Raw genomic sequence first — 19,648 nt, forward strand, 5'->3', positions numbered from 1 at the left:
GGCAGAACTTCAGCCTGGCGGGAGCTATGCCCGCCGGCGCGATGCTTCGGTCGTCCCTGGCAGGTCAACCGGCATCCGTCTGCTTCGACAAGATGGCGCACCATAATCGCTCGCCGGTTCCACGGCAAGCGGCAGAAACGTCGCAATTTCGCAGAAATCTAGAACGGCTTGACCACGACCAGGATGACGATCAGCACCATCAGCACCGTCGGAATCTCATTGGCGAGGCGATAGGCCCGCTCCGAACGGGTGTTCCGATCGGCGGCGAAGGCCTTGCGGCACGACGCAAGCCACATGTGGAAAGCCGACATGACGATGACAAGCACGAACTTCGCCATGAACCAGGGCTGCTGTTCCCAGCCGCCGAGCCGCACGATGGTGAGGCCCGTGATCCAGGTCAGGATCATCGCCGGATTCATGATCAGCCGCAGCAGCTTGGCTTCCATCACCTTGAACGTCTCGGACTTGTCGGAGCCGACCGCCGCGCCGGTGTGATAGACGAAAAGGCGCGGCAGATAGAAGATCCCCGCCATCCATGCAATCACCGAGATGACGTGCAGAGCCTTGATCCAGTCGTAATAGGCCATGTGCTTCCCCTGCCCTAGCGTCGCACGCGTTCAACGAGACGCTCGACATGCTCGATCGGCGTTTGTGGCACGATTCCGTGACCCAGATTGAAAATCAGTCGTCCGCCGCGCATCGCCTCGAGAATTTCATCGACGGCATCATCGAGCTGGGTTCCGCCGGCGACCAGGACCATCGGATCCAGATTGCCCTGGATGGCCGCGCGATCGGCGATTTCCTGCCGGACGGTTGCCAGAGGCACGGTCCAGTCGACTCCGACCGCGTTGACCCCCGTGGTTTCGACGAACGAGACGAGGCCGCGATCCGCGCCCTTGGGAAAACCGATGAAGCGCGCATCCGGGATTTCGGCGCGAACGCCGGCGACGATCCGGGCGATGGGTCCGGCCGACCAGCGCTCGAAGCCGGCCGGCGAAAGCACACGCGACCAGCTGTCGAAAATCTGCACCGCATCGGCGCCGGCGCGAAGCTGCGCCACCAGATAGACGATCGACGCCTGCACCAGCTTGTCGATCAGGCGATCCAGCGCCTGCGGGTCGCGTGCCGCCAGAAGACGAGAGGGCGCCTGATCCGGAGTCCCCTTGCCGGCAATCATATAGGTCGCAACCGTCCAGGGAGCCCCGCAGAAGCCGATCAGGGCCTTGTCGGGAGCGAGCTCACGGCGAACCGCGCTGACCGTCTCCAGCACAGGCGCCAATCGTTCGAGGACAGCGTTCGTCGTCAGCTGCTCGATATCCGCGACATCGATGGGATCCAGGCGCGGGCCCTCGCCTTCGACGAAGCGAACGTCTCGGCCGAGCGCATGCGGGATCACGAGAATGTCGGAGAACAGGATCGCCGCATCGAAGCCAAAGCGACGGATCGGCTGCAGCGTGACTTCCGTGGCCAGTTCCGGCGTGTAGCAGAGATCGAGGAAGGATCCGGCCTTGGTCCGCAGTGCGCGATATTCCGGCAGATAGCGTCCCGCTTGCCGCATCAGCCACATGGGCGGCTGGGCCATGGCTTCACCATCCAGCACGTGCAGCAAGCGCGCCTTCGTCATCAATCCCGTCGAACTGTTCTGCACCACCATCACCAAAGAAAGAGATCTATCTGTAGTTTCTTCTTCTTTTAGACGGTGGATTACCGTCATTCAGCGCTGTCCACAATGCGACCGAGACGCCGGCTGCAAACAGGTCCGATTCCAGCCGGCTGTGAATCCATTTGGGGAGCAAGCGCGATTGTTTCGCACTATCTCCTTGAGTCATTTTCGATTTTTTCGATGCCTACAATTTTCGCTATCTGGATTCGGCTGTTCATATGTCGTTAAGGTATTGGTTAATAACTTCTTAACGCGCAATTCCCTCGACAGCCCTGAATCTTTGTCCCCAGGCCCAGCCGCTGTTGATGATTTTCCGGCCATCGGGGACAAGACGGGCGTGCGAGACCGGACCGGGAGTTTATCCCCGTTCTGTCCACAGCCCTGGGGATGACAGTGTGAAGAACGAGGCCCGACACCTGCACCTTCATCTGATTTCAGATGCCACGGGCGAGACGTTGCTGACGGTCGGTAGGGCTGCTTCGGCCCAGTATCCCGGCGTGGAAGTGATTGAGCACATGCATTCCATGGTTCGCGCGCCGAAACAGATCGAAAGGCTGGTTGCTGAAATCGGTCAGGAACCCGGCATCGTTCTGTTCACGCTGGTGGACCGATCGATGGCGACCATGCTGGAGCAGGGCTGCCGCGACATCGGCGTGCCGTGCTTCTCCGTGCTCGATCCCGTGCTTCAGGTATTCCAGTCCTATCTCGGCGCCCCCAGCCAGGGCCGGGTCGGTGCGCAGCACTCGCTGGATGGCGATTATTTCCGCCGCATCGAGGCCCTCACCTTCACCATGATGCATGATGACGGCCAGTTGCCGGAGGATCTCGACCTCGCCGAGATCGTCATCATCGGCGTCAGCCGCACCTCGAAGACGCCGACAAGCATCTACCTGGCCAATCGCGGCGTGCGCACCGCCAACATTCCGATCGTTCCGGGCATCGGCCTGCCCGTCGAGCTGGAATCAGCTACCCGACCGCTGATCGTCGCCCTGGTGGCGACGCCGGACCGCATCGTGCAAATGCGCGAGAACCGCGTGCTTTCCAATTCGAGCTTTGGCGAGGACGATCCCTATGTCGACCGCGCCGCCGTTGCCAACGAGATCGCCGCGACGCGCAAGATCTGCGCCCGCAATGGCTGGCCGGTTATCGACGTGACGCGCCGGTCGATCGAGGAAACCGCCGCCGCCATTCTCGCTCTTCGCAGCAAGCAGGGTACTACCGGCAAGCTTGGCAAGGATGTCGCGGGCCGGGACGAGCCTGCGCGATGAAGCTGATCCTCGCTTCGACCAGCGCGACCCGCATCGCGCTGCTCCGCAATGCCGGTATCCCCTTCGATGCCGTTTCACCGGGCATCGATGAACGCGCGCTGGAGGCGCCGTTGCTGGCAGCCGGCGCATCGCCGACAGAGATCGCGCTGGCGCTGGCGCGCGCCAAGGCTTTGGCGATCGATGGCCCCGGCGCGCTCGTGCTGGGCGGTGACCAGGTTCTCGATCTCGATGGCGAGCGTTTCGTAAAGCCGGCCGATCGCGCCGACGCGGCGCGCCAGATCGCCAGGCTTGCCGGCAAGACGCACCGGTTGCGCACAGCCGTCGTTCTGGCTGCGGACGGCGAGATCATCTGGGAACTCGTCACCACGGCCAGCCTCACGATGCGGCCGCTCGATGAGGGGCAAATTGAGCGTTATCTCGACGCGGCCGGAGATTCGGCTCTGTGGTCCGTCGGCGCATATCTGCTCGAGGGTGTCGGAATCCAGTTGTTCTCCGCCATCGAGGGCGATTATTTCAGCATTCTCGGCCTGCCGCTGCTGCCGCTTCTCGAAATCCTGCGCCAGCGCGGCGTCCTTCCGTCCTGACGAGGCGCCATGACCCCTTCTTCGCTCCAGGCTTCTGCCGTGCCGACCGCCTGCGTCATCGGCTGGCCGGTCAAGCATTCGCGTTCGCCGATCATCCACCGCCATTGGCTCGCGGAGCTTGGCCTGACGGGCGATTATGTGCGCCATCCGGTCGAGCCGGAGCATGCCGCGGATTTCTTCGCGAATTTCGCCGGTGGTCCGTTCATCGGCTGCAACGTCACCGTCCCGCACAAGGAAGTGGCTTTCGCCTCGGTCGCGCATGCCGATGCCGTCGCCACTGCGTTGGGCGCGGTCAACACGGTGTGGCTCGAAGACGGCCGATTGATGGGCTCCAACACCGACGCCGAGGGCTTCATTGCCAATCTCGATCAGCTGGCGCCGGGCTTCGATGCCAATCCGGGCGCGGCGATCGTGCTGGGCGCGGGCGGTGCCGCCAGGGCCGTGATCTGGGCGCTGCAGGCGCGCGGCTTTGCGCCGATCCATGTCGTCAACCGCACTCGCGACCGCGCCGAGGCGATGGCCGAGCGTTTCGGCCCGGATATCCGGCCGGCCGACTGGGACGACCTCCCTGCCCTGCTGCCGCAAGCCGGATTGCTGGTGAACACCACCTCGCTCGGCATGGAAGGCCAGCCGCCGCTGAACATCGACCTCGCAGCCGCGCGCGATGACCTGCTCGTGACCGATATCGTCTACATCCCGCTCGAAACGCCGCTGCTGAAGGCGGCGCGGTCGCGCGGGCTCCAGACGGTCGACGGTCTCGGCATGCTGCTGCACCAGGCGGTTCCGGGCTTTGAACGCTGGTTCGGCCGCCGGCCGGTCGTCACGCCCGAGCTGCGCCGCCTGATCCTGGCCGATATGGGCATCGTCGAAGCGGGTGCGGCAGCGTGATTGTCATCGGCGTCACTGGATCGATCGGCATGGGCAAGTCGACCACGGCCCGGCTGTTCGCCGCGCATGGCGCGGTGCTGCATGACGCCGACGCCGTCGTGCATGCGCTCTATCGTGGCGCCGCCGTGCCGCGGGTCGCCGAACGGTTTCCCGATGCGATCCTGGACGACACGGTCGACCGCGGCAGGCTGTCGAACCTGCTTGCCGCCGATCCGAACGGCCTGGCGGCGCTGGAGGCGATCGTGCATCCGATGGTGCAGGCCGTCGAAGCGGAGCGGATGGAAGCGGCGCGTCGCGAGGGTCGAGCGATGTTCGTCGTCGACGTGCCGCTGCTGCTCGAAACCGGGGCCGAACGGCGCGTCGACGTGGTCGTCGTCGCCAGCGCCCCGGCCGAGATCCAGGCGGCGCGGGTGCTGGAGCGTCCCGGCATGACGCCGGCGCGGCTCGAGGCGATCCTTGCGCGGCAGATGCCGGATGCGGAAAAGCGGCGGCGCGCGCATTTCATCGTCGATACCGGCGGCAGCAAGGAAGCGGCGGCGCATGCCGTGGCCGACATCGTGCGGGCGCTGGCGGCGAAGGCCGCGACCTGACGTCTCCGGTCGCGAAATTCTTGCGCCGCCAGCCTGCACCGCGATAAAAGCGGAACGAACGGGAGCAGATCTTTGCGCGAAATCGTCTTCGATACGGAAACGACCGGACTCGAGCCCCTGAAGGGCGACCGGCTGGTGGAAATCGGCGCGGTCGAGCTGTTCAACCATCTGCCGACCGGCCGCCACTATCACGTCTACATCAATCCCGAACGCGCCATGCCGGACGAGGCGTTTCGCGTGCACGGGCTCTCGACTGAGTTTCTCGCCGACAAGCCGTTGTTCAGCGCCGTCGTCGACGAATTCCTCGACTTCATCGGCGACGCGACCCTGATCGCCCACAATGCCAATTTCGACATCGGCTTCCTGAACGCGGAGTTTGCCCGTCTCGGCAAGCCGCCGATCCCGCCGGACCGGGTGATCGACACGCTCGCCCTGGCGCGCCGCAAGCATCCCAAGGCCGCCAATACACTCGACGCGCTCTGCTCGCGCTACGGCGTCGATACCAGCTCCCGCACCGTGCATGGTGGTCTCATCGACTCCGTGCTGCTGGCCGATGTCTATCTCGAACTGATCGGCGGGCGGCAGCCGGATCTCGTGCTGGTCCCGGATACGGTCGCCGAGGTCAATGATGATGGCGGCTTGATCATCGTGGCGGCGCCGCAGCAGCGCCCGGTGCCGCGCTTGTTCCGCGTCACGCCGGAAGAGCAGGCCGCGCATCGCGCCTTCATCGGCAAGATGGGCGAGAGCGCGCTCTGGAACGCTTATCTGCCGCAAGAGGCCGAGCCGGCCTGAATTCGGCTCGCGAGCCAGCGCCCAATAAAAAAGCTCCTGAACTGCCGGTTCAGGAGCTTTTTTTCATGCAAGCGGTCGCGGAGGCGATCAGCTCGGACGCGAACCCTGCTGGGCGGCGGCCATTTCCATCAGGCGCTGACGGTAGAGCTGGGTGAAATCGACGGGATCGACCAGCAGCGGCGGGAAGCCGCCATTGCGGGTCATGTCGGCCAGGATCTGGCGCGCGAAGGGAAACAGCAGGCGCGGGCATTCGATCATCAGGATCGGCGCCAGGTTTTCCTGCGGCACGTTGGAGACGCGGAACACGCCGGCATAGACCAGCTCGGCGACGAACAGGGTCTGGTCACCGTCCGTGGCGCGGCCTTCCAGGCGCAGCTCGATCTCGTAGTCGTCGCCTTCCAGCGGATTGGCGCCGACATTGATGCCGATGTTGATCTGCGGCGCGGCGCGGCGCGGACCCAGCGAGCGCGGTGCGCCGGGGTTTTCGAAGGACAAATCCTTCACATATTGCAACAGGATCGAAAGGTTCGGCTGGGCGAGCTGACCCGCGCCGTTTTCGTTGTCATCGGCCATGAAGGCGGCTCCCCTGGAACAATCGGCCGAATGGCCTGATCTTAACAAGTGGGCTCGCTAACACTTCCGTCTCGGTGATACAAGCGGCTGTACCAAGCTCGTCGGAGACATGCGCGCGCCACGGATGGCATTGTGTCCTTGACGGACTTGGATCGACGCCCAACGATTACCACATTGGGTCTATGATCGCTCGAACGTGCGCAATCGGCCTCATGGACACCCCAGAATAGGACAGGACGCCTTCGGCATGAACGGCTTCGTCGATATCTATACGCTGATCTTCCTCGTCCTCGCGGTGGTGATCTTCTTCAAGCTGCGCGGCGTGCTCGGTCAGCGTACCGGCAATGAGCGTCCCCCCTTTGATCCGTTCACCCGCCGCAAGGCGGATGAGCCGGAAGCGGCGAATGATGGCAAGGTCGTCACCCTGCCCCGCCGCCCCAGTGAGGATGTCTCGGCCGCGACGATTGCCGCCCAGGATGTCGATCATCGCATCTCGGCCGTCGCGACCCCCGGTACGCCGCTTGCCGCCGCCGTCGGCGAGATCATGGCGGCGGATCGCAGCTTCGATCCGCAGCAGTTCATCGACGGCGCGCGCACCGCCTACGAGATGATTGTCACGTCCTTCGCCAAGGGCGACCAGAAGGCGCTGAAGCCGCTGCTCGGCCGTGAAGTGTTCGACGGCTTTTCCCACGCCATCACCGAGCGTGAATCGCGCGGCGAGACGGTCGAGTTCAACTTCGTCGGCTTTGAGAAGGTCGAGATGGTCGATGCGGCCCTGAAGGGCGGCAATGCCCAGGTCTCGGTCAAGTTTGTCTCCAAGCTGATCTCGGCGACGCGCGACAAGGCCGGCGAGATCGTCGACGGCGATCCCGTGCATATCGCCGATGTCACGGACATCTGGACCTTTGCGCGCGATGTCTCCTCCCGCGATCCGAACTGGTTGCTCGTCGCCACCGAAACCGTTGAATGACCGGGAAAATCGCTCGTGTCGACGGATGGAAACGCCCGGCCTGTGCCCGTGCCGTTTGGCGCGCTCGATGGCTGGCATGACGATGATCATGCCGAGGCCTGGCGCGCCTATCGTCTGAGCGCCCTCTACGCCGCCGAACACGAACCGAAGACCCGCGCGCTCGGCATAGACGGGGCCGCCCTCGCCCGCATCGCCCGGATCGCCGCCGCCATGCCGGCCGAACTTGGCCGCGACGAGGCCAGGGCGTTCTTCGAGACGCATTTCCAGCCGATGAAGGTTGTCGCCGAACCGGCGCGCGGCTTTTTCACGGGCTTCTACGAGCCGGAAGTCGCCGCGTCGCGAACCCGGACGGATGGCTTCACCGTGCCGCTGCTGGCGCCGCCGGCCGAACTGGTCGAAGTCGACGAGCACAATCCGCCACCCGGTCTTGAGCCCGGCATGCGTTTCGCGCGCCGGACGGGAAGCGGATTCGAACCGTTCTTCGACCGGGGCGAAATCGAGCGCGGCGCGCTCGCCGGGCGCGGGCTGGAACTCGCCTTTCTCGCGGATCGCGTCGATGCGCTGTTCGTCCACATCCAGGGTGCGGCGCGCCTGCGCCTGCCGGATGGCGAGATGCTGCGCGTTACCTACGCCGCGAAGTCGGGCCACGCCTATACGTCGGTCGGCAAGGTGCTGCTTGACCGGCAGGCGCTGCCCAAGGGCGGCGTCAGCATGCAGTCGATCCGTGCCTGGCTCGCTGATCACCCGGAACAGGCCTCCGAGGTGATCTGGCAGAACCGCTCCTACATCTTCTTCCGCGAAGCGGCGGTGCAGGATTCGGCGCTGGGTCCGATCGCCGCCGCCAAGGTGCCATTGACGGCCGGGCGCAGCCTTGCCGTCGACCGCACGCTGCACACGTTTCACGCGCCGGTCTGGATCGACACCGTGCTGCCGCAGGCCGAGGGGGGCGGTGCCTTCCGCCGCCTGATGATGGCGCAGGATACCGGCTCGGCCATTCTCGGTCCGGCGCGGGGGGATATCTTCTTCGGCTCGGGCGATGAAGCCGGCCGGATCGCGGGGCGCATGCAGGCTGCTGGCGGCTTTGTCGTCCTGGCGCCGCGGAGCGCTCCATGACGCGACGCAAGCGAAGCCTTTCCGGCGAGGAACGGACGCTCTGGGCCACCGTCGCCCGTACCGTCGCGCCGCTGCGGCCGGAAGACACCGTTCCGCCGCCTCCGCCGCCGGTGGTCGAGACGCCACCCTCTGTCTCCGTTGCTGCAAAAGGGACGGGGACGCCTGCCAAGTCCGGCAAGCTGGGCAAGGCCGTGCCGCCCCCGCCTCCGCCGCTGCACCCGATCGAGCGCCGCACGCTGACCCGTGTCGCGCGCGGCACCATCGAGATCGACGGCCGCATTGATCTGCATGGCCTCACTCAGCTCGACGCGCATGACCGGCTGCGGGGCTTCCTGCATGACGCCCAATCCCGCGGTTCCAAGCTGGTGATCGTGATTACCGGCAAGGGCAAGGTCGGCGCCGAGGATCCCTATGGCATGAACGAGCGCGGCATCCTGCGCCGTCGCGTACCGCAATGGCTGGCGGAGCCCGGTCTTCGCAACATCGTCATCGGCTTCGAGGAAGCACATCGTAGCCATGGCGGCGGCGGCGCGCTCTATGTCCGGATCCGCAAGAAGCGGACGGCGCACAAGGCGGGCGGGGCGTGACCCCGTTCGGCCAGCGTCTGCGCGCGATGCGCGACGAGCGCGGCCTGTCGCTGAAGACGATGGCCGAGGCTCTGGGTGTTTCCAGTTCCTATCTCTCGGCTCTCGAGCACGGGCGGCGCGGCAGTCCGAGCTGGTTCATGGTCCAGCGCATCATCGCCTATTTCAACGTGATCTGGGACGAGGCCGAGGAGCTTCAGCGGCTGGCCGAAACCTCGCATCCGCGCGTCATCGTCGACACGGCCGGCCTCGATCCGGCGGCGACCGAACTGGCGCATCTGCTGGCGGCGAAGATCGGCGGCCTCAGCGCCAAATCCCTGAGGGATCTCAAGAAAGCGGTTCGCGACGCGGCGGCGCGCGATCATGTCGACGGCGCCTGAGCGCCCGTCAGAGCAGCTTGCGCAGATCGTCGATCCGGTCGTTCACCAGCCAGCCATAGTAGTTTTCCTGCGGCATGGCGTTCTTGTTGCGCTTGCGCTCGGCGGCGAGCACGCGGGCGCGCACCTTGACGTCGCCGACATTGTACAGCGTCGAGGTGATGCCGGGATTGTTGGAAATGTCGACGCCGGCCGTGTCGCGATAGACATCGATCGACAGGCGGATGATCGCCGCCATGTAGTCGAGCGACATGTTGGGATCCATGATCGCCTGGTAGAGCTGCGGCGCGCGCTCCGCGTCGAGCAGCGGCAGGCCGCTCTTGCGGTGCACGATGTCGGTCACCGTCAGCGCGGTCAGCGGATTGATCTGGCCGAGGCCGAAGGTCTGGCCCGCATAGAGCGGCTGGAAGAAGACCTTCGAGAAGCGGTCGCGCGGGAACGACTTGCCGTCGACCTTCCTGCCGCGGAAATCCTTGTCCCAGACGTCTTCGCGGCAGGTCCACAGGTCATAGGCGGATTTGAACCCGTCACAGACGTCGAACTGCGGCCGGGACACGAATTGGCTGACGGATTCACCCTGGTAGCCAAAGGCGAGGTCGGTGGTGCCCAGATAGGCCAGCGCCTTGACGTAATAGGACTGGGCGCTGTCGAGGCCGCCGACATTGTAGGTGTGCTCGCCGACAATCGCGCCGATCAGGTGCACCGGGTCGACGCCATAGGTGGCGGCGGCGCGCTTGATCGACCGCATCAGGCTCTTGTCGCGCTTCAGCAGCGCATAGATGCGATTGTACTTGGCCTCGAAGCTCTCGCGCGTTTCGCCGGCGCGCTTGATCGAGCTCATGTCGATCGCCGGCTGTTCCTTCGACCGGTTGCCCGGCGGCACGGCGACGAGCGCCCAGGCGGGCAGGATCGTCGCAACGACGATGGAAGCAAGCAGGGCACTGCGCAGAAGACGCATGGGGGATCCGTCGCTCGGTCGAGGGAATGACCGCACCCCGTCACGGATCGGCCGATCCGCGCCTTATAGCATCGGAAAACCGGGCTCGAAAACGGCATCCCTGCCACACTGGCCGGATAATTCCCTTGGATGGCAAACCGGCCCCGCCGACGGTCAGGTCGACGGGGCCGGTCAGGCTTGTCGGGGCAGGGCGATCAGAGGATGTAGCGCGACAGGTCGATGTTGCGCGAGAGATCGCCGATATGCGCCTCGATATAGGCAGCGTCGATGGTCACCGTCTCGCCGGAGCGATCCGGGGCCGCGAAGCTGATGTCGTCGAGGATCCGCTCCATCACGGTCTGCAGCCGGCGCGCGCCGATATTCTCGACCGAGCTGTTGACCTCGACGGCGATGCGGGCGATCGCGTCGATGCCGTCCTCGGCGATGACCAGGTTGACGCCTTCGGTCTGCATCAGCGCGACATACTGCTTGATCAGGCTCGATTCCGGCTCCGTCAGGATCTGGCGGAAATCGGACTGGGTCAGGGCCTGAAGCTCGACGCGGATCGGCAGGCGGCCCTGCAATTCCGGCAGCAGGTCCGACGGCTTGGCGATGTGGAAGGCGCCGGACGCGATGAACAGGATGTGGTCCGTCTTCACCGGCCCGTATTTGGTCGCGACCGTCGTGCCCTCGATCAGCGGCAGCAGGTCGCGCTGCACGCCTTCGCGCGAGACATCGCCGGAGCGGCCCTCGCGGGCGCAGATCTTGTCGATCTCGTCCAGGAAGACGATGCCGTCATTCTCGACGACGCTGATCGCCTCGGCCGTCAGCGCGTCGTCGTCGAGAAGCTTGTCGGATTCCTCGTCGATCAGCACCTTGTAGCTGTCCTTTACCGTGACGCGACGCGTCTTGGTCTTGCCGCCAAAGGCCTTGCCGAGCATGTCGCCGATGTTCATCACGCCGATCGAGGCGCCGGGCATGCCGGGAACGTCGAACTGCGGCATGCCGCCCGACTGGTCGCGCACCTGGATCTCGATTTCCTTGTCGTCCAGCTCGTTGGCGCGCAGCTTCTTGCGGAAGCTTTCGCGCGTCGCGGGGCTGGCCGATTCACCGACGAGGGCGTTCAGCACGCGCTCCTCGGCCGAAAGGTGGGCCTTGGCCTCGACATCTTTGCGCTTTTTCTCGCGGGTCAGGCCGATGCCGATCTCGACAAGGTCGCGGATGATCTGCTCGACGTCGCGGCCGACATAGCCGACTTCGGTGAACTTGGTCGCCTCGACCTTGAGGAAGGGCGCGCCGGCGAGCTTGGCCAAGCGGCGCGAGATCTCCGTCTTGCCGACGCCGGTCGGCCCGATCATCAGGATGTTCTTCGGCAGAACCTCTTCGCGCATCGTGCCTTCGAGCTGCTGGCGGCGCCAGCGGTTGCGCAGGGCGATGGCGACGGCGCGCTTGGCGTCGTTCTGGCCAATGATGTAGCGGTCGAGCTCGGAGACGATCTCGCGGGGAGAGAAATTGGTCATGAGGTTTCCTGTCCGCCCTAGGCTGCGTCGAGCTGCTCGAGCGTGACACTGGTGTTGGTGTAGACGCAGATGTCGGCGGCGATCGCCATCGCCTTGCGGGCGATCTGTTCGGCGGTCAAATCGCTGTCCATCAGGGCGCGGGCGGCGGCGAGCGCGTAATTGCCGCCGGAACCGATGCCCATCACGCCGCCTTCCGGCTCCAGCACGTCGCCATTGCCGGTGAGAACCAGGCTGGTGGTCTTGTCGGCGACCAGCATCATCGCCTCGAGATGGCGCAGATAGCGGTCGGTGCGCCAGTCCTTGGCGAGTTCGACGCAGGCGCGCGTCAGTTGTCCGGGATATTGCTCAAGCTTGGCTTCCAGTCGCTCGAACAGGGTGAAGGCGTCGGCGGTCGAGCCGGCGAAACCGGCGATGACGCCGCCCTTGCCGAGCGGGCGAACCTTGCGGGCGGTGTGCTTGATCACCGTCTGGCCGAGCGATACCTGGCCGTCGCCGGCGATGACCACCTTGTCGCCCTTGCGAACGGTGATGATCGTCGTCCCGTGCCAAGCCGCATAGGGGCTGTCATTCTGGGAATGTGTCATGATCTGCTTTCGTGGCGGATCGCCTTGGTCCCTGAGGCCCCGCGGCGATCCCTGTTTGGCTAGAGCGTCATATGTAGGCGCGCCGCCCGGCGATGCAAAGGCTTGCTCAACCTTATGGCGTTACAAGGAAACGCCTGATAAAAGCCGGCTGTCCTGGGCTGAATTGGGCCGAGCGGGACTAAGAAGGAAAGCAGATATGCGTAGCGCCACGATCGAGCGCAAGACGAAGGAAACCGAGATCGCGGTGACGCTGGATCTCGACGGCACCGGCCGCGCCGACATCGCCACGGGCGTCGGTTTCTTCGACCATATGCTCGATCAGCTGGCCCGCCATGGCCTGATGGACCTGACCATCCGGTGCAAGGGCGACCTGCATATCGACCAGCATCACACGGTGGAGGATGTCGGCATCGCCATCGGCCAGGCGCTCAAGAAGGCGCTGGGCGAGATGCGCGGCATCACGCGCTATGCCGATACCCACCTCGCCATGGACGAGGCGCTGACCCGCTGCGCCATCGACGTTTCCGGCCGGCCGTATCTGGTCTGGAAGGTCGAGTTCTCGCGCGACAAGGTCGGCGATTTCGATACCGAGCTGTTCAAGGAATTCTTCCAGGCTTTCGCCCAGAACGCCGGCATCACGCTGCACATCGAAAATCTCTATGGTGACAACAACCACCATATTGCCGAGACCTGCTTCAAGGCGGTCGCGCGGACGCTTCGGGTGGCCGCGTCGATCGACCCGCGCCAGGCCGATCGCGTGCCGTCGACTAAGGGCAAGCTGGGCGACTGAGAGGGCGTCATGACGACCTATACCGTTCACGCACCGCCTGTTTCCGCGACCGGCGGAGCGAGCGAGGCCGACCGGATGATCTTCGTCAAGGACGGCTTCTGCTGGCCCGCCTTGATCATCCCGGTGATCTGGATGCTGTATCGTCGCATGTGGATCGTGCTCTGCTTCTATGCCCTGTTCGCGGTCGCGATCGAACTTGCCGGCCGCTTTCTCGGCGCGCCGACGGCGACCGCGCTCGGCATTCTCGGCGCGCTCTATCTCGGCGTCGAAGGCAACACGTTGCGGCGCTGGACGCTGGCGCGGCGCGGCTTTGCCGAGCGCGCCGTCGTCGACGGCCGTTCGATCGCGGAGGCGGAGATCCGCTTCTTCCATCGTCCGGCAGGCGCGCCGGACGACGCTGATCAGGTCACTGCCGGCGCGGCCGCGGGCCCTGCCGCACGCCCTAGTTTTTCGACCGACATTGTCGGCCTCTTTCCGACCCCGGGAACGACCCGATGACCATTGCCATCATTGACTACGGCGCCGGCAATCTTCGCTCGGCCGCCAAGGCGCTGGAGCTTGCCGCTTCGCGCAACGGCTCGACGGCCCCCGTCGTCGTCACCGCCGATCCGGAGGTCGTTGCCAAGGCCGATCACATCGTGCTGCCCGGCGACGGCGCCTTTGCGGATTGCCGCACCAGCCTCGACAGCGTCGACGGCATGATCGAGGCGATCAACGAGGCGATCGACGCGCAGGGCCGGCCTTTCCTTGGCATATGCGTCGGCATGCAGCTGCTCGCCACGCGCGGCATCGAATATGGCGTGACCAAGGGCCTTGGCCGCATCCAGGGCGAGGTCCGCCGCATCGAGCCGAGCGATCCGCGCCTGAAGATCCCGCATATGGGCTGGAACACGCTCAATGCCTCCGGTCCGCACCCGCTGCTCGACGGCATCGCGCTGGGCGATGATGGTTGGCACGCCTATTTCCTGCATGGCTACCAGTTCTATGCCGAGCACGCCGGCGACGTCGTGGCGACGGCCGATTATGGCGGCCCGATCACCGCGATCGTCACCACCGGCAACATCGCCGGCACGCAGTTTCATCCCGAGAAGAGCCAGAAGCTCGGTCTCGCCCTTCTCGCCAACTTCCTGAAGTGGAAGCCCTGATGATCCTTTTCCCGGCCATCGATTTGAAGGACGGCGCCTGTGTCCGCCTGAAGCTCGGCGACATGGAGCAGGCGACGGTGTTCAACACCGATCCCGCCGCCCAGGCGCATGAATTCGAGACGCAGGGTTTTGAATATCTGCACGTCGTCGACCTGAACGGTGCCTTTGCCGGCCAGCCGGTCAATGGCGCGGCGGTCGAGGCGATCCTCAAGGCCGTCAAGATGCCGGTCCAGCTCGGCGGCGGCATCCGAGACCGTGCCGGTGTCGAAGCCTGGCTCGACAAGGGCATTGCCCGCGTCATTCTCGGCACCATCGCGGTGCGAGATCCCGACCTCGTCCGCGAGGCCTGCAAGGCCCATCCGGGCCACGTCGCCGTCGGCATCGACGCGCGCGGCGGCAAGGTCGCCGTCGAGGGCTGGGCCGAGACCTCCGAGCTCACCACCATCGAACTGGCGCGCCGGTTCGAGGATGCCGGCGTCGCGGCCATCGTCTTCACCGACATCGATCGCGACGGCGTGCTCAAGGGCCTCAACATCGAATCGACCCTGGCGCTCGCCCGTGCCGTCGAGATCCCGGTCATCGCCTCCGGCGGCCTAGCCTCGCTCGACGACGTGAAGCGCCTGCTGCAGCCCGATTGCGCCATCCTCGAAGGCGCAATCTCCGGCCGCGCGCTCTATGATGGCCGGCTCGACCCGGCCGAGGCGCTGAAGCTGATCCGCGAAGCGCGGGAGAATGCCTGATGCTGAAGACCCGCATCATTCCCTGCCTCGACGTGCATGACGGCCGAGTCGTCAAGGGCGTGCAGTTCGTCGACCTGATCGACGCCGGCGATCCCGTCGAGGCGGCAAAAGCCTATGACGCGGCCGGCGCCGACGAACTCTGCTTCCTCGACATCACGGCGACGCATGAAAACCGCGGCACCATCCTCGATGTCGTGGCGCGTACGGCCGAAGCCTGCTTCATGCCGGTGACCGTCGGCGGCGGCGTCCGTGCGGTGGAAGACATCCGCGCCCTGATGCTGGCCGGCGCCGACAAGGTGGCGATCAACTCCGCCGCCGTGACGGACCGCATGATCGTCGCCCGCGCGGCGGAAAAGTTCGGCGCCCAGGCGATCGTCGTCGCCATCGACGCCAAGCAGACCAAGCGGCGCGGCATGAGCGGCGATCATCACGACCGCTGGGAGATCTTCACCCATGGCGGCCGCAAGGCGACGGGCATCGACGCGATCGAATATGCGATCGAGGTCGCGGCGCTCGGCGCCGGCGAGATCCTTCTGACCTCGATGGACCGCGACGGCACGCGCGACGGCTTCGACCTCGCGCTCACCCGCGCCATCGCCGATGCGGTGCCTATCCCGGTGATCGCGTCGGGCGGCGTCGGCGCGCTCGATCATTTCGTCGATGGCGTGATCGAGGGCCATGCCAGCGCGGTGCTGGCGGCATCCGTGTTCCACTTCGGCCAGTTCACCATTGGCGAGGTCAAGACCCATATGGCGGCGGCTGGCATTCCCGTCCGGCTCGACGGCTGAGGAGGGCAGGGCATGTCCGATTTCACGCTTTCCGATCTCGCCGCCATCGTCCGCGATCGCGCCCATTCCGGCGATCCCGGCTCCTACACGGCCAAGCTGGTGGCCAAGGGGCCGTCGCGCTGTGCCAAGAAGTTCGGCGAGGAGGCGGTCGAGGCCGTTATCGCCGCGACCGAGCGCAACCCGGCCGAACTGACGGCGGAGGCGGCCGACGTGCTCTATCATCTGCTGGTCATGCTGGAAGCCTCCGCCGTGCCGCTCGACGCGGTCATGGCGGAGCTCGAAGGCCGCACCCGGCAGACCGGGCTGCAGGAAAAGGCGTCGCGGCCGGCGGAGTGATCCTCGGCCCGGGAGAATGACCATGGACAAGTCCGCGCGGATCGAGCACGCCCCGCATCGCATCTTCGGCCGCAAGGAATGGGCAAGCCTCCGGGCCGACATGCCGCTTACCTTGACCGAGGACGACCTTTCCCGCCTGCGCAGCCTGAACGACCCGATCTCGATCGACGAGGTCGTGACGATCTACCTGCCGCTGTCGCGCCTGCTCAGCCTCTATGTCGCCGCGACCCAGGGCCTCTACAACGCGACCCGCACCTTCCTCGGCGCCAATGAAGGCAAGACGCCCTTCATCATCGGCATTGGCGGCTCGGTCGCCGTCGGCAAGTCGACCACGGCGCGCGTGCTGAAGGCGCTGCTCGCCCGCTGGACCAACACGCCGAAGGTCGACCTGATCACCACGGACGGCTTCCTCTATCCCAACGCCGTGCTCGAGCGCGAAGGGCTGATGGAGCGCAAGGGCTTCCCCGAGAGCTACGACCTGCCGGCGCTGCTCGCCTTCCTGTCCGACATCAAGGCGGGCCTCGGCAGCGTCTCCGCGCCGGTCTATTCGCATCTGGTCTACGACATCGTGCCGAGCGAGCGGATCACCATCGACCGCCCCGACATCCTGATCGTCGAGGGCATCAACGTCCTGCAGGCGCCGCGCCTGCCGCGCGACGGCACGGCGGTGCCCTTCGTCTCCGACTTCTTCGATTTCTCGATCTATATCGATGCCGACGAGGCGGATATCCGGCGCTGGTATGTCGAGCGGTTCCAGCGCCTGCGCGAGACCGCCTTCCGCGACCCCAATTCCTACTTCCATCGCTATGCGATGGTGCCGGACGACGAGGCGCTGGCGATCGCCGAGCGGCTGTGGTCGCGCATCAACCGGGTCAATCTCGACGAGAACATCCGCCCGACCCGGCCGCGCGCAGATCTTATCCTCAGCAAAGGGGAAAGTCATTTGATCGAGCAGGTCGCGCTGCGCCGTCTTTGAGGCGTTTGCTGGGTTTCCGGCAGGTTCGATTGCCACTCGTTCGCAGTTGCGAAGATAGCCGTTGAAGCGTCCTCGAGGCGGTGCTAATGCGCCGAAACCGCCGATATGCCGAGGACGATCATGCCGAAATGGAACGACAGGATAACGCTTGTCGCGCTCAGCTCGATCGTCATCGCGCTGGTCGTGATGGCGCTGAAATATGCCGCCTATCTGCAGACGGGGAGCGTCGCGCTCTATTCCGACGCGCTGGAGAGCATCGTCAATCTGGCGACCGCCGTGGCGGCGTTCTGGGCCATCCGCGTCAGCCACAAGCCGGCCGACAGCGATCACCAGTTCGGCCATCACAAGGCCGAGTATTTCTCCGCCGTGCTGGAAGGCGTCCTGATCGTCGTCGCCGCCCTTCTGATCCTGCGCGAGGCCTGGATCAGCTATGAGGCGCAGCACGCGCTGGAAAATCCCGGCCTCGGCCTGACGATCAACCTGATCGCGACCGCCATCAACGGCGCCTGGGCGATGTATCTGTTCCGCTTCGGCCGCCGCCGCCGCTCCCCCGCCTTCATCGCCGAAGCCTGGCACCTGACCAGCGACGTCATCAGTTCGATCGGCGTGTTCTGCGGCCTCGTGCTAGTGGCGTTGACGGGCTGGATCGTGCTCGATCCGCTGCTGGCGGTGATCGTCGCCATCAACATCCTCTGGTCGGGCTGGCGCGTCATCCGCGATTCGGTTGGCGGCCTCATGGATCATGCCGTCTCCAGCGAGGTGGAAAGCGAAATCCGCGGCATCATCTCGACCGAGGCGACGGGCGCCATCGAGGTGCATGACCTCCGGACCCGCAATGCCGGCCGCGTTATCTTCATCGAATTCCACCTCGTGGTTCCGGGTTCGATGACGGTCGCCGCCGGCCACGTCATCTGCGACCGCATCGAGGCGGCGCTCAACCAGGCGATCCAGGGATCGGAAGTGCTGATCCATGTCGAACCCGAGGCAGAGGCGCTGCATCACGGCGTGATTGTCCTCTAGCAGCGCTTTAGAGTCGTTCTGCCGGCGTCGTGACCGATGGCAGGCTGGCGCAGCGCTTGATTTTCTGCCCTAAACTCATGATATCGGGCCTACCTTTGGTTCTGATCAAAAGAGAGTTCGCCATGTCTGACGATACCCAGCCCGTATCCCCCACCGAAGCAGCCGCTGAAGCGGCAGCCGCGGCCGTGGACGGCGACGTCGCGGCGGCTCGTATTGCGGCGCTCGAAGCCGAATCGGCCGAGTTGAAGGATCGCGTGCTGCGAACCATTGCCGAGATGGAAAACCTTCGCCGCCGCACCGAGCGCGAAGTCGCTGATGCGCGCCAATATGCGATCGCCGCTTTCGCCCGCGACATGCTGACCGCCGGCGACAATCTCGCCCGCGCGATCGAGGCGGTGCCGGACGAAGCCCGCAGCAGCAGCGAGGCGCTGAACCTGCTCATCGACGGCGTCGAGATGACCGAGCGCGATCTGGTCAACTCGCTGGAGAAGCACGGCGTCCGCAAGCTCGATCCGCTCGGCCAGAAGTTCGATCCGCACATGCACCAGGCGGTGTTCGAGATCCCGACCACCGAGCAGCCGGCCGGCACCGTTATGCAGGTCATGCAGTCCGGCTACGTGATCGGCGATCGCGTGCTGCGTCCGGCCATGGTCGGCGTCGCCAAGGGCGCGCCGAAGCCGAAGGAAGTGAAGACCGAAGCGGACGATTCGACGCCGCGTTCGACCTAAGGCGGGGGAGGCTGTGGACGCTGCCCTGCTCTACAGCCTCGACCTTATCGGGGTTTTCGTCTTCGCCGTCACGGGGGCGCTCGCCGCCTCCAGGCGGCAGCTCGATCTCGTCGGCTTCGTCTTCCTCGCCGCCATGACCGGCGTCGGGGGCGGCACGATCCGGGACGTGATCCTGGGCGCGACCCCGGTCTTCTGGATCACCCAGCCCGCGCCGGTCGTGCTCTGTGCCCTGACCGGCGTCATCGTCTTCTTCCTGGCGCCCTTCGTCGAGTACCGCTACCGGCTGCTGCTCTGGGCCGACGCGATCGGCATAGCCGGCTATTGCGTCATGGGCGCGGCCCGGGCGCTCAACGCCGGGGCCAGCCCGTTCGGCGCGGTGGTGATGGGCGTCGTCACCGCCACCTTCGGCGGCATCATCCGCGATATCGTCACCGGCGAGCCATCCGTGCTGCTGCGCAGGGAAATCTACGTCACGGCGACGGTGGTCGGCGCCGCCCTGTTCGTGCTGGCGAGCCATTTCGGCCTGCCGTTCTGGCCGGCGGCCTTCCTCGGCGCAATCTGCGCCTTCATCGTGCGCGCCGGCGCGCTGATCTTCGGCTGGACGCTGCCGACTTACCGCTCGCGCGCCGGGCGGGCCTTCCCGCCGCGCTAGAGCCTTGTGGGATCGCGTTTTCTTCACGCG

General features: G+C 65.5%; 25 protein-coding genes. 19 read left to right on the forward strand and 6 right to left on the reverse strand.

Annotated elements, in window-relative coordinates; all coding sequences use genetic code 11:
* Positions 1-158: 158 nt before the first annotated feature.
* Both hemJ and hemE read right to left on the reverse strand, forming a co-directional pair.
* Positions 159-587, reverse strand: coding sequence for a protoporphyrinogen oxidase HemJ (gene hemJ, locus ABIE08_RS17175; RefSeq protein ID WP_354552942.1), 429 nt, complete (start codon positions 585-587; stop codon positions 159-161).
* Between the two features lie 14 nt (positions 588-601).
* Positions 602-1,624, reverse strand: a complete 1,023-nt coding sequence (gene hemE, locus ABIE08_RS17180) for a uroporphyrinogen decarboxylase (protein ID WP_354552944.1) — start codon at positions 1,622-1,624, stop codon at positions 602-604.
* A gap of 434 nt (positions 1,625-2,058) precedes the next feature.
* Here hemE and ABIE08_RS17185 point away from each other — a divergent pair, with 434 nt between their 5' ends.
* From ABIE08_RS17185 to dnaQ, 5 genes are all read left to right on the forward strand, one after another.
* Positions 2,059-2,931, forward strand: a complete 873-nt coding sequence (locus ABIE08_RS17185) for a pyruvate, water dikinase regulatory protein (RefSeq protein ID WP_354552946.1) — start codon at positions 2,059-2,061, stop codon at positions 2,929-2,931.
* On the forward strand, positions 2,928-3,515 hold the full coding sequence (locus ABIE08_RS17190) for a Maf family protein (RefSeq protein WP_354552947.1): 588 nt from the start codon (positions 2,928-2,930) through the stop codon (positions 3,513-3,515). Before ABIE08_RS17185 ends, ABIE08_RS17190 begins: the two co-directional genes overlap by 4 nt.
* A 9-nt stretch (positions 3,516-3,524) precedes the next feature.
* Positions 3,525-4,403 carry a shikimate dehydrogenase gene (locus ABIE08_RS17195; protein ID WP_354552949.1) on the forward strand — a complete coding sequence of 293 codons (879 nt, stop codon included), beginning with the start codon at positions 3,525-3,527 and terminating at the stop codon, positions 4,401-4,403.
* Positions 4,400-4,993, forward strand: a complete 594-nt coding sequence (coaE, locus tag ABIE08_RS17200; RefSeq protein ID WP_354552951.1) for a dephospho-CoA kinase — start codon at positions 4,400-4,402, stop codon at positions 4,991-4,993. Before ABIE08_RS17195 ends, coaE begins: the two co-directional genes overlap by 4 nt.
* A gap of 72 nt (positions 4,994-5,065) precedes the next feature.
* Positions 5,066-5,785 (forward strand): DNA polymerase III subunit epsilon, encoded by a 720-nt coding sequence (gene dnaQ, locus ABIE08_RS17205; RefSeq protein ID WP_354552952.1) that lies wholly within the window; start codon positions 5,066-5,068, stop codon positions 5,783-5,785.
* A gap of 87 nt (positions 5,786-5,872) precedes the next feature.
* Here dnaQ and secB read toward each other — a convergent pair whose 3' ends face one another.
* Entirely contained in the window at positions 5,873-6,358 is a 486-nt protein-coding gene (gene secB / locus ABIE08_RS17210) for a protein-export chaperone SecB (protein ID WP_266333873.1), read from the reverse strand.
* A gap of 247 nt (positions 6,359-6,605) precedes the next feature.
* On the opposite strand from secB, the gene ABIE08_RS17215 reads away from it, so the two are divergent.
* The 4 genes from ABIE08_RS17215 to ABIE08_RS17230 are packed head-to-tail and all read left to right on the forward strand — an operon-like array spanning position 6,606 to position 9,405.
* The gene (locus ABIE08_RS17215) at positions 6,606-7,328 is read left to right on the forward strand and encodes a Tim44/TimA family putative adaptor protein (RefSeq protein WP_354552954.1); all 723 of its coding nucleotides are present in this window, start codon (positions 6,606-6,608) and stop codon (positions 7,326-7,328) included.
* Between the two features lie 15 nt (positions 7,329-7,343).
* Positions 7,344-8,441 carry a murein transglycosylase A gene (gene mltA / locus ABIE08_RS17220; RefSeq protein ID WP_354552956.1) on the forward strand — a complete coding sequence of 366 codons (1,098 nt, stop codon included), beginning with the start codon at positions 7,344-7,346 and terminating at the stop codon, positions 8,439-8,441.
* Positions 8,438-9,028: a Smr/MutS family protein gene (locus tag ABIE08_RS17225; protein ID WP_354552958.1), complete on the forward strand. Its 591-nt coding sequence runs from the start codon at positions 8,438-8,440 to the stop codon at positions 9,026-9,028. Before mltA ends, ABIE08_RS17225 begins: the two co-directional genes overlap by 4 nt.
* Positions 9,025-9,405 (forward strand): helix-turn-helix domain-containing protein, encoded by a 381-nt coding sequence (locus tag ABIE08_RS17230; protein WP_354552960.1) that lies wholly within the window; start codon positions 9,025-9,027, stop codon positions 9,403-9,405. Before ABIE08_RS17225 ends, ABIE08_RS17230 begins: the two co-directional genes overlap by 4 nt.
* 7 nt (positions 9,406-9,412) lie before the next feature.
* Here the strand turns inward: ABIE08_RS17230 and ABIE08_RS17235 are convergent, their stop codons facing one another.
* The 3 genes from ABIE08_RS17235 to hslV all read right to left on the reverse strand — a co-directional run bounded on the left by ABIE08_RS17235 (position 9,413) and on the right by hslV (position 12,443).
* Complete coding sequence (locus ABIE08_RS17235) at positions 9,413-10,360, reverse strand: DUF1402 family protein (RefSeq protein WP_354552962.1); 948 nt, start codon at positions 10,358-10,360, stop codon at positions 9,413-9,415.
* 194 nt (positions 10,361-10,554) lie between these two features.
* Positions 10,555-11,859, reverse strand: coding sequence for an ATP-dependent protease ATPase subunit HslU (gene hslU / locus ABIE08_RS17240; RefSeq protein WP_354552963.1), 1,305 nt, complete (start codon positions 11,857-11,859; stop codon positions 10,555-10,557).
* Positions 11,860-11,876: 17 nt separating this feature from the next.
* Entirely contained in the window at positions 11,877-12,443 is a 567-nt protein-coding gene (gene hslV / locus ABIE08_RS17245) for an ATP-dependent protease subunit HslV (protein ID WP_354552965.1), read from the reverse strand.
* Between the two features lie 196 nt (positions 12,444-12,639).
* Between hslV and hisB the strand changes: the two genes are divergently transcribed.
* The 10 genes from hisB (at position 12,640) to ABIE08_RS17295 (ending at position 19,618) form a co-directional block, all read left to right on the forward strand.
* Entirely contained in the window at positions 12,640-13,233 is a 594-nt protein-coding gene (gene hisB / locus ABIE08_RS17250; protein WP_266346186.1) for an imidazoleglycerol-phosphate dehydratase HisB, read from the forward strand.
* Positions 13,234-13,242: 9 nt separating this feature from the next.
* Entirely contained in the window at positions 13,243-13,731 is a 489-nt protein-coding gene (locus ABIE08_RS17255) for a DUF2628 domain-containing protein (RefSeq protein WP_354552967.1), read from the forward strand.
* Positions 13,728-14,378 (forward strand): imidazole glycerol phosphate synthase subunit HisH, encoded by a 651-nt coding sequence (hisH, locus tag ABIE08_RS17260; protein ID WP_354552969.1) that lies wholly within the window; start codon positions 13,728-13,730, stop codon positions 14,376-14,378. Before ABIE08_RS17255 ends, hisH begins: the two co-directional genes overlap by 4 nt.
* Entirely contained in the window at positions 14,378-15,118 is a 741-nt protein-coding gene (hisA, locus tag ABIE08_RS17265; RefSeq protein ID WP_354552971.1) for a 1-(5-phosphoribosyl)-5-[(5-phosphoribosylamino)methylideneamino]imidazole-4-carboxamide isomerase, read from the forward strand. Before hisH ends, hisA begins: the two co-directional genes overlap by 1 nt.
* Positions 15,118-15,906, forward strand: coding sequence for an imidazole glycerol phosphate synthase subunit HisF (hisF, locus tag ABIE08_RS17270; protein ID WP_354552972.1), 789 nt, complete (start codon positions 15,118-15,120; stop codon positions 15,904-15,906). Before hisA ends, hisF begins: the two co-directional genes overlap by 1 nt.
* Positions 15,907-15,918: 12 nt before the next feature.
* A complete protein-coding gene (locus tag ABIE08_RS17275; protein ID WP_354552974.1) occupies positions 15,919-16,242 on the forward strand; it encodes a phosphoribosyl-ATP diphosphatase in 324 nt (107 codons plus the stop codon).
* A 22-nt stretch (positions 16,243-16,264) separates the two neighbouring features.
* Positions 16,265-17,218, forward strand: a complete 954-nt coding sequence (coaA, locus tag ABIE08_RS17280; RefSeq protein WP_354552976.1) for a type I pantothenate kinase — start codon at positions 16,265-16,267, stop codon at positions 17,216-17,218.
* Between the two features lie 120 nt (positions 17,219-17,338).
* On the forward strand, positions 17,339-18,238 hold the full coding sequence (locus ABIE08_RS17285; RefSeq protein ID WP_354552978.1) for a cation diffusion facilitator family transporter: 900 nt from the start codon (positions 17,339-17,341) through the stop codon (positions 18,236-18,238).
* Between the two features lie 122 nt (positions 18,239-18,360).
* Positions 18,361-18,966 (forward strand): nucleotide exchange factor GrpE, encoded by a 606-nt coding sequence (gene grpE / locus ABIE08_RS17290; protein ID WP_354552979.1) that lies wholly within the window; start codon positions 18,361-18,363, stop codon positions 18,964-18,966.
* Positions 18,967-18,979: 13 nt separating this feature from the next.
* Positions 18,980-19,618 carry a trimeric intracellular cation channel family protein gene (locus ABIE08_RS17295; protein ID WP_354552981.1) on the forward strand — a complete coding sequence of 213 codons (639 nt, stop codon included), beginning with the start codon at positions 18,980-18,982 and terminating at the stop codon, positions 19,616-19,618.
* Positions 19,619-19,648 lie beyond the last annotated feature (30 nt).

Origin of the sequence: Kaistia defluvii, from assembly GCF_040548815.1 — a bacterium.
GTDB classification, from domain to species: Bacteria; Pseudomonadota; Alphaproteobacteria; order Rhizobiales; family Kaistiaceae; genus Kaistia; species Kaistia defluvii_A.